This is a genomic window from Thermoanaerobacter sp. A7A (assembly GCF_000445185.1).
Lineage (GTDB): Bacteria > Bacillota > Thermoanaerobacteria > Thermoanaerobacterales > Thermoanaerobacteraceae > Thermoanaerobacter.
In genome coordinates, this window is sequence record NZ_AVAF01000149.1 from 1 (window position 1) to 6283 (window position 6283).

4 protein-coding genes, 1 tRNA gene and 1 pseudogene are annotated in these 6283 nt (G+C 35.2%); 4 read left to right on the forward strand and 2 right to left on the reverse strand.

Annotated elements, in window-relative coordinates; all coding sequences use genetic code 11:
• Both M663_RS0111455 and M663_RS0111460 read left to right on the forward strand, forming a co-directional pair.
• Positions 1-319 (forward strand): annotated as a pseudogene (locus M663_RS0111455) (transposase); the annotation flags it as partial.
• A 148-nt stretch (positions 320-467) separates the two neighbouring features.
• A complete protein-coding gene (locus M663_RS0111460) occupies positions 468-1907 on the forward strand; it encodes a Gmad2 immunoglobulin-like domain-containing protein (protein WP_029689011.1) in 1440 nt (479 codons plus the stop codon).
• A 2-nt stretch (positions 1908-1909) separates the two neighbouring features.
• On the opposite strand, the gene yyaC is transcribed toward M663_RS0111460, so the two are convergent.
• The gene (gene yyaC, locus M663_RS0111465; protein WP_029689012.1) at positions 1910-2419 is read right to left on the reverse strand and encodes a spore protease YyaC; all 510 of its coding nucleotides are present in this window, start codon (positions 2417-2419) and stop codon (positions 1910-1912) included.
• Positions 2420-2514: 95 nt separating this feature from the next.
• Here yyaC and M663_RS0111470 point away from each other — a divergent pair, with 95 nt between their 5' ends.
• The gene (locus M663_RS0111470) at positions 2515-3132 is read left to right on the forward strand and encodes a hypothetical protein (RefSeq protein WP_029689013.1); all 618 of its coding nucleotides are present in this window, start codon (positions 2515-2517) and stop codon (positions 3130-3132) included.
• A gap of 332 nt (positions 3133-3464) precedes the next feature.
• Here M663_RS0111470 and M663_RS0111480 read toward each other — a convergent pair whose 3' ends face one another.
• The gene (locus M663_RS0111480) at positions 3465-5828 is read right to left on the reverse strand and encodes a phosphodiester glycosidase family protein (protein ID WP_029689014.1); all 2364 of its coding nucleotides are present in this window, start codon (positions 5826-5828) and stop codon (positions 3465-3467) included.
• A gap of 336 nt (positions 5829-6164) precedes the next feature.
• Between M663_RS0111480 and M663_RS0111485 the strand changes: the two genes are divergently transcribed.
• Positions 6165-6240, forward strand: a tRNA-Pro gene (locus tag M663_RS0111485).
• Positions 6241-6283: the final 43 nt, after the last annotated feature.

The following is a 6283-nucleotide window of genomic DNA, read 5'->3' on the forward strand; positions in this document are numbered from 1 at the left end:
TAATTATATGAAGTTTCTCAACGCACTGACTGTAGATGAGTTAGAAGAATTAAAAGAGCATGTAAAGAAAACAGTCAGGAACAAGTACTTAAAGAAGAAACACCTGAGAGAGATAAAGAAAGCGTTAGAGATTTTACAAAGCCTTGAGAGTGAGCAAGGGAGGGTGCTAAAACCTCTGGATGGAACAAGTTTTAGTGCCTATGATTTCTGGCGAGTTCTTAAGGTAGCGGTGGTGACTCCACTCTCTCCTGAGAAGGTACCAAGAGACTTCTCTGCCCTGAGGGAATTATTAATTCAGGGCAAATGGGGAGACCCGTAAGGGCGCAAGTTCCTGCTTCTTGGGGCAGGGGCTATGGCTTTCCCAAATACCGCCTGCTGGGGCTGGGAAAGTCTGAAGGGCGGACTACAAATACCCCAGCTATCTAAACTGTACATTTTTGTACAGTTTGGGTAACCAGGGGATAAAAGTGAAAAGAATTGCCTTAGTATTGATAGGTTTATTTATTTTGACACTGTCGGGGTGTTTTGCGAGAGTTAATAGCAATGATGAAAATGCTCCTATAAATCCAAAGCCTATGGTACAAGACGTGTCAAAAGAGATTTCCCTTTATTTTTTAAATGATAAAATGAATGGACTTATTTTAGAAAAAAGACTTATTTCTAAGGATGCTGATGTTTTAAAACAAGTTGTAATTGAAATGATTAAAGGGCCGACAGATGAATACGCAAAACCGGTATTCCCTAGTGGCACAAAGCTAATCTCTATAGAATTACAAGACGGAACTGCTTTTGTAAATTTATCCAAAGAATTTTTACAAGACAGTGAAGATGAAGAAATAGACAAATTAAGAGTTGCGGCACTCATAAATGCTTTGACCGATATACCCGGAGTTGACAGTGTTCAAATACTAGTAGAAGGAAATAAAATTGATGCGGTAGGGAAATATAAAATAGGTTTAGATCCTTTAAAAAGAATGATATTAATAGGAGATGTATACAATAACCCAGATAGGATAAAGAAATTACAAGAGAGAGCAGATTTAGGAAAAGAAACATGGCGTTTTGACCCTATCCAACTCCTTAGAAAAGAAGGCGGGATAATAGGGATTGGAAGTGAAGATGATTTGACTTTAAAAAGCGAAGATAATGGTGTAGCTTATGTAGAGGCAATACACGATAACAAAATGTACAGCATAACATTGGTTCAGCCTCTTGGCAAAGGGAGTAACTATATTTGGGTTATAGACAATGTCAAAGCCAAGTTTACTCAAATACCTGAAGCAAATCCTCTTAAAGGAGAATCTTTCATATACGGTATAGTGAAGGCTATCGATTATGAAAACAGGATTATAACAATTGAAAGAGAATACCAGGACTCTCAGGATGTAAGAAATCAAGTAGGGCCGGATATAAAGGTATTGCCTGATGCTATTATACATTTTCAAGCGAAAGTAGGTTATGACAGCCAAGGAGGATTTAAGTATGCAGAAAGGGACATAAACTTTGCGGAAATAAAAATAGGAGATGAGTTGGGCATAATATTGAATAAAGATAAAGAAGCAAGGGCTATAATAGTTTCTGATAGAAGTAGCATATCTTATGAACCAAATATAAAAGTAGTGTCCCCAGTCAGAAACAATGTTGTGACAAGTCCTTTTAAAGTAATAGGCAAAGCGAGAGTATTTGAGGGAAATGTAAATATAAGGCTTGTTGGCAGCGGTGGGAATGTCATAAGTGAGACTTTTGTACAAGCTACTGCTGCTGCTCCTTCTTGGGGAGATTTTGAAGCTATAATCTCTTATAAACCTTTAAAAGAGCCTCAAAACGGTATTCTTCAGGTCTTCTCTTTAAGCCCTAAAGATGGTTCTGTACAAAACCTCGTTTCTATTCCATTAAAACTTAAGTGAATTCAGTATTTCAAGGACAATTGGATGCTTTTGGCAATTACTTCGGCTATGTCAAATACAAATCCTAATCTTACTGAGTTTAGAGGAATTGAGCCATATACATCGACAATACCTACTATTGAAATATCTCCAACAGGAGGCAGCATTTTCCCCACACCTTTTCCAGGGTACAGTGGGGCTTTTTTTATTGAGATTTTTCCTATACTTTCTTTTTCTCCTAAAGAAGCATCTATGGCTATAATTTTACTTTTAGGATGCTTCTTTTTTATGTATTTCATATTCTCTTCTAGGTTCATAGCGTGGATTGGAGATTTCAAGTTGCCATAAACAAAGTAGGTTGGTGGAAGGGATTTTGATAATAGATTTCCCACGATAGGCCCTAAGGAATCACTTATAAATTTGTCTGTGCCAATACATAAAAAAATTGAATTAGGACTTAAATATGTACTTAAAAAATTTGATATAAAATAAATTGCATTTGAGTCGTCATATTTAAGCCTTAATTCATCCATCTACAAATAGCCTCCTTTACAAATAAGTTGAATTAAAATTTTTATGGCAAGCAATAATAAGAATATGCAATATTAATTGAAAGGAATGACTGATCTTGAAGAGGCTAGGATTATATTTAGTTTTGATTGTTGTGATTGCTCTTTTTACTACTATGTTTATGTTGAAGACAAAGTTTGAAGAACCTATTTATTTCTCTCAACAAAATTTGCGGGATAAAAATGAAATCCAGCTTACGAAAGAAAATGAGAGGGTTTGTGAAGAAGAGCAAACTGCCAGTTCAAGAGTAGATAAAGTAGATAGAGAAGAAAAAGAAATGGCAAAAAGAAATCAAAGAAGTGAAAACGCCAGGAAAGTAAGGATTTTTAAAGAGAAAATATTAGAGGACCTGCTTAAACAAAAAAACAGAGAAGTTTACGATTTGGAAAATAACAAAAAAACGCAAAAGGAAAATAGTGGCGATGACAACATAATAATTACTCCAGAAAAGATTTTACAAGTGCAAAATGAGATGGAACCTTCACAAAAAATCAAAGTAATGAATATTATCCTTAAATTAGGAGCAGAGGATATGAACGAAATTATGAAAATAGCTCAGAAGGGCTTGACACAAAAGGATAATGACAAAATAATGGAAATATTAAAAAATAAGCTTTCTTCTGAAGATGTTAGGTACCTTGTAGAAATAGCAAATGAATATTTTGCAAAAAAATAAACCCCTCCTTAAAATTAGAAGGGGTCAGTTTGTTGACAAAATCAAAAATTGTTAAAATAGGATATTTTGCATCGTCACTCCGATGTTCCAAAGCGACAAAACTAAAGCTCGACCTTCGGCTCCGGCAGGGTACCGGGCACAATCGGCATCCATGCCTTAAGGTGCCCGCCTCCGCCATCCATGGCTTCGGCCCTGCCTCCACCCTCAGTCTCCCTAAGTTTTGTTGCCGCTTTGTCACAAGTCGTTCCTTATGCAAAATATCCTATTTTAGAAAGTTTGTCTACAGTCTGACCCCTCCTTAAAATTAGAAGGGGTTTTAAATTTCGTTAAATTTATTTATTTATAAGATTTTTAAACTGATAGTTTACTTCTTTGCCGTTTACCATTACAGAAATGAAGCCAAAGTCATTGTATATGTCATTTGTATTGCCTTCTACGTCTGTACCATAAGTTGTGATGTATCTTATTTCATCATTTAAAGTAGTGTAAAACTTGCTTTTGCTGTTATATATAATCCACACATTTTTACCTGTATTTTTGTTAAATTCTTTTAGAGTTTCTTCAAATAAAGTAGCTTCTTTTACGTCTTTAAAACCATCACTTCCCCATACTGGTTTAGGAAGTATGACAAAAAGGTTATCTCCTTTTACGTTTCTGAGCTGTTCTTTAAACCAAGTCCATTGGTTTTTATCAGGACTTAAAAGACTTCCACTGCGATTGTTAAGTACAATAAATGTTGAATTGTTATAATTATATACCTCATACTTCTCATTGGTGGTAATGTATTTAACCTTCAAATTATTTAAAACTTTTTCATCTATATCTCCTAAAAATATAGCCAGTGGGTATTCTTTGTTTGCAATATCAGCCGCTTTTAAAGATATTTGCAACTTCAAAAGGGTATTGTATTTTGTATCACCAAATACCATAAATTTAAAAGAATTAGAAGTATTTTTCACAGGCACTTCTTTGTTAGCTGGGTCTATTTGTGTAAACTCTGTAACTTTAGGAAGTACTGACGTGTCAAATTCTGAACCTTGCCCTATTTTAACGGGTAAAATGGCTTTTTCTCCCAGTATATTTGAGACAAGTGCACCACTCGCATCGAAATTAGAGGATATAAATACTCCCTTACTATCTATATTGCCAATGTTGTTATAAACATCCCAAGTGATATCTTGTGGTTCTATTAAAGCTCTGTAGCCTTTTATGTTCTTTGCAGTGACTGTTATGGGTACTGCTTTGTTTTTATCAACGACTATATTAGCTGGATTAAATCGTATGTCTACAGGTTTGTCAAGTGAAGTTATCTTGATAGTCCCAATAGCATTTCCTACTCTTGCAGTTATAACACCTTCTCCTACGCTTGTTGGCATAAAAGCAGTACCACTAAATACTCCAGTAATTCCACTTACTGAAAACAAAACTTCTTCAGGATTAATTATGACAGGATTGTAATTTTCATCGTATCCTTTAACTGTAATTGTCCTGTGAAGTCCTTTAAACACGTTAGTATCTGATACTTCTAATTTTAAAGCGTATAGATTTCCCTTAGGAGCTGTGTTAAATATTCCTATTCCATTTGCTACTTTTCTTTCATAGCCTTCAGGAGCATAATTTGCAAGTTTAGCGTCAGTATCCCCTATTGGTCTTATTGCCATTTGTGTTGACCCGCCACCGTCTAAGTTTAAAGCATCATATGCACCTAAGGATATCATTAAATTTGCCATTTCTGTTTGTGTCATTCCACGGCTTGAAGTACCGTCAACAGTGGCGATGATCAAATATTTTTTGCCCTGAGTATAGCCTATTGCTGTTCGTGCTGTGTAGCCTTTTATTTCATGAGTGAAAGGCGCAATTTTTCCATCTTTTACAAGGATTGTGCCACCACTTACAGCCATTTTGAGATTTTGAAAGGGAGGATTTGTATTTATGTCTTTTTGTATTATATCTCCTGGCTTTAAAGTGAGTAAATTTTCACCTACATAACCTGCACCAGCCAACACATATCCACATTGTGGTATTTCGACAGAAGGCTGTCCTTGACGCACTTCTAATACTCTGTCATTTTCATCTACAATGACTTCTACTAACTGAGGTATATTTTTGTTTGCTCCCGGAGATGTTGTAAACCAATCACTTGTGTACATTACTAAATACTCAAAAGTATTGCTTATTTTATTTATTGCGGAAAGAGGAAGTTTTGTGCCGTTTGGAAGAGTAACGAACATACTTTTTGACCAATATTCTATAGAGGGAACTCCATTTGCGTCAATGGAGAAAGTAGCCAGTTTACCCTCATTTGAAGGGTCTGTTATTAACCTTCCATCTTTTACTGTTGCTCCTATTATGAATCCTGTTTTTGTATCAAAGAAATCGCCGTTCACAGCAGCCACAGCACCATAAGAATTTGCCATTTCACGCACTGGCATTCTATCTTTTATGCCAGTAGGATTGAAAATTACTGATACATCAGTATATTTATCAGTTAAGTCCACTTTTAACACGTTAATGTTTATCCATCCTTCAGTCGTAAAATAGGTTATATTTTTATGTACTACTCCTTTACTTAAATTTTGTGCAAATTCTTTTGCCTCAAGGGTTGTATATGTATAGGCCTTTACATTTTGCATTGGAAAAGCTAAAAATAGTAGAAGAGAGCTGATGCATAAAGATAAGATTTTTTTAATTCTCAATCGTATCCCTCCTGTTGTTTTTTGTGTTTTACGTATGTTTTCTTTTCAGGTTAATTGTACCATCGTATTATTACAGGTGTATTACAAAAACATAAATATTTAGTTAACATTTATTATTTGCCGCGTAAATAAAGTTGAAACAGTAAGCTTATCAGCTTGAAGGGGAAATTAAAGAAATTATTTACTTATATTTTAAATTAATTAGTTTAAAATATGACGTATTCTTAAAAAATTTAAAGATTACAAGCGATAAATCAATAAAACGGCCATTTTTAAGCTTCTATGCCTATTGTGAAATTTCATTTTTTCTATTATAATTTATTTCGTCACTGATGTCGGGATGTAGCGCAGTTGGTAGCGCACGTGCTTTGGGAGCATGGGGTCGGGGGTTCAAGTCCCTCCATCCCGACCATTGTGGTCGTATAGCTCAGCTGGGAGAGCACCTGCCTTACAAG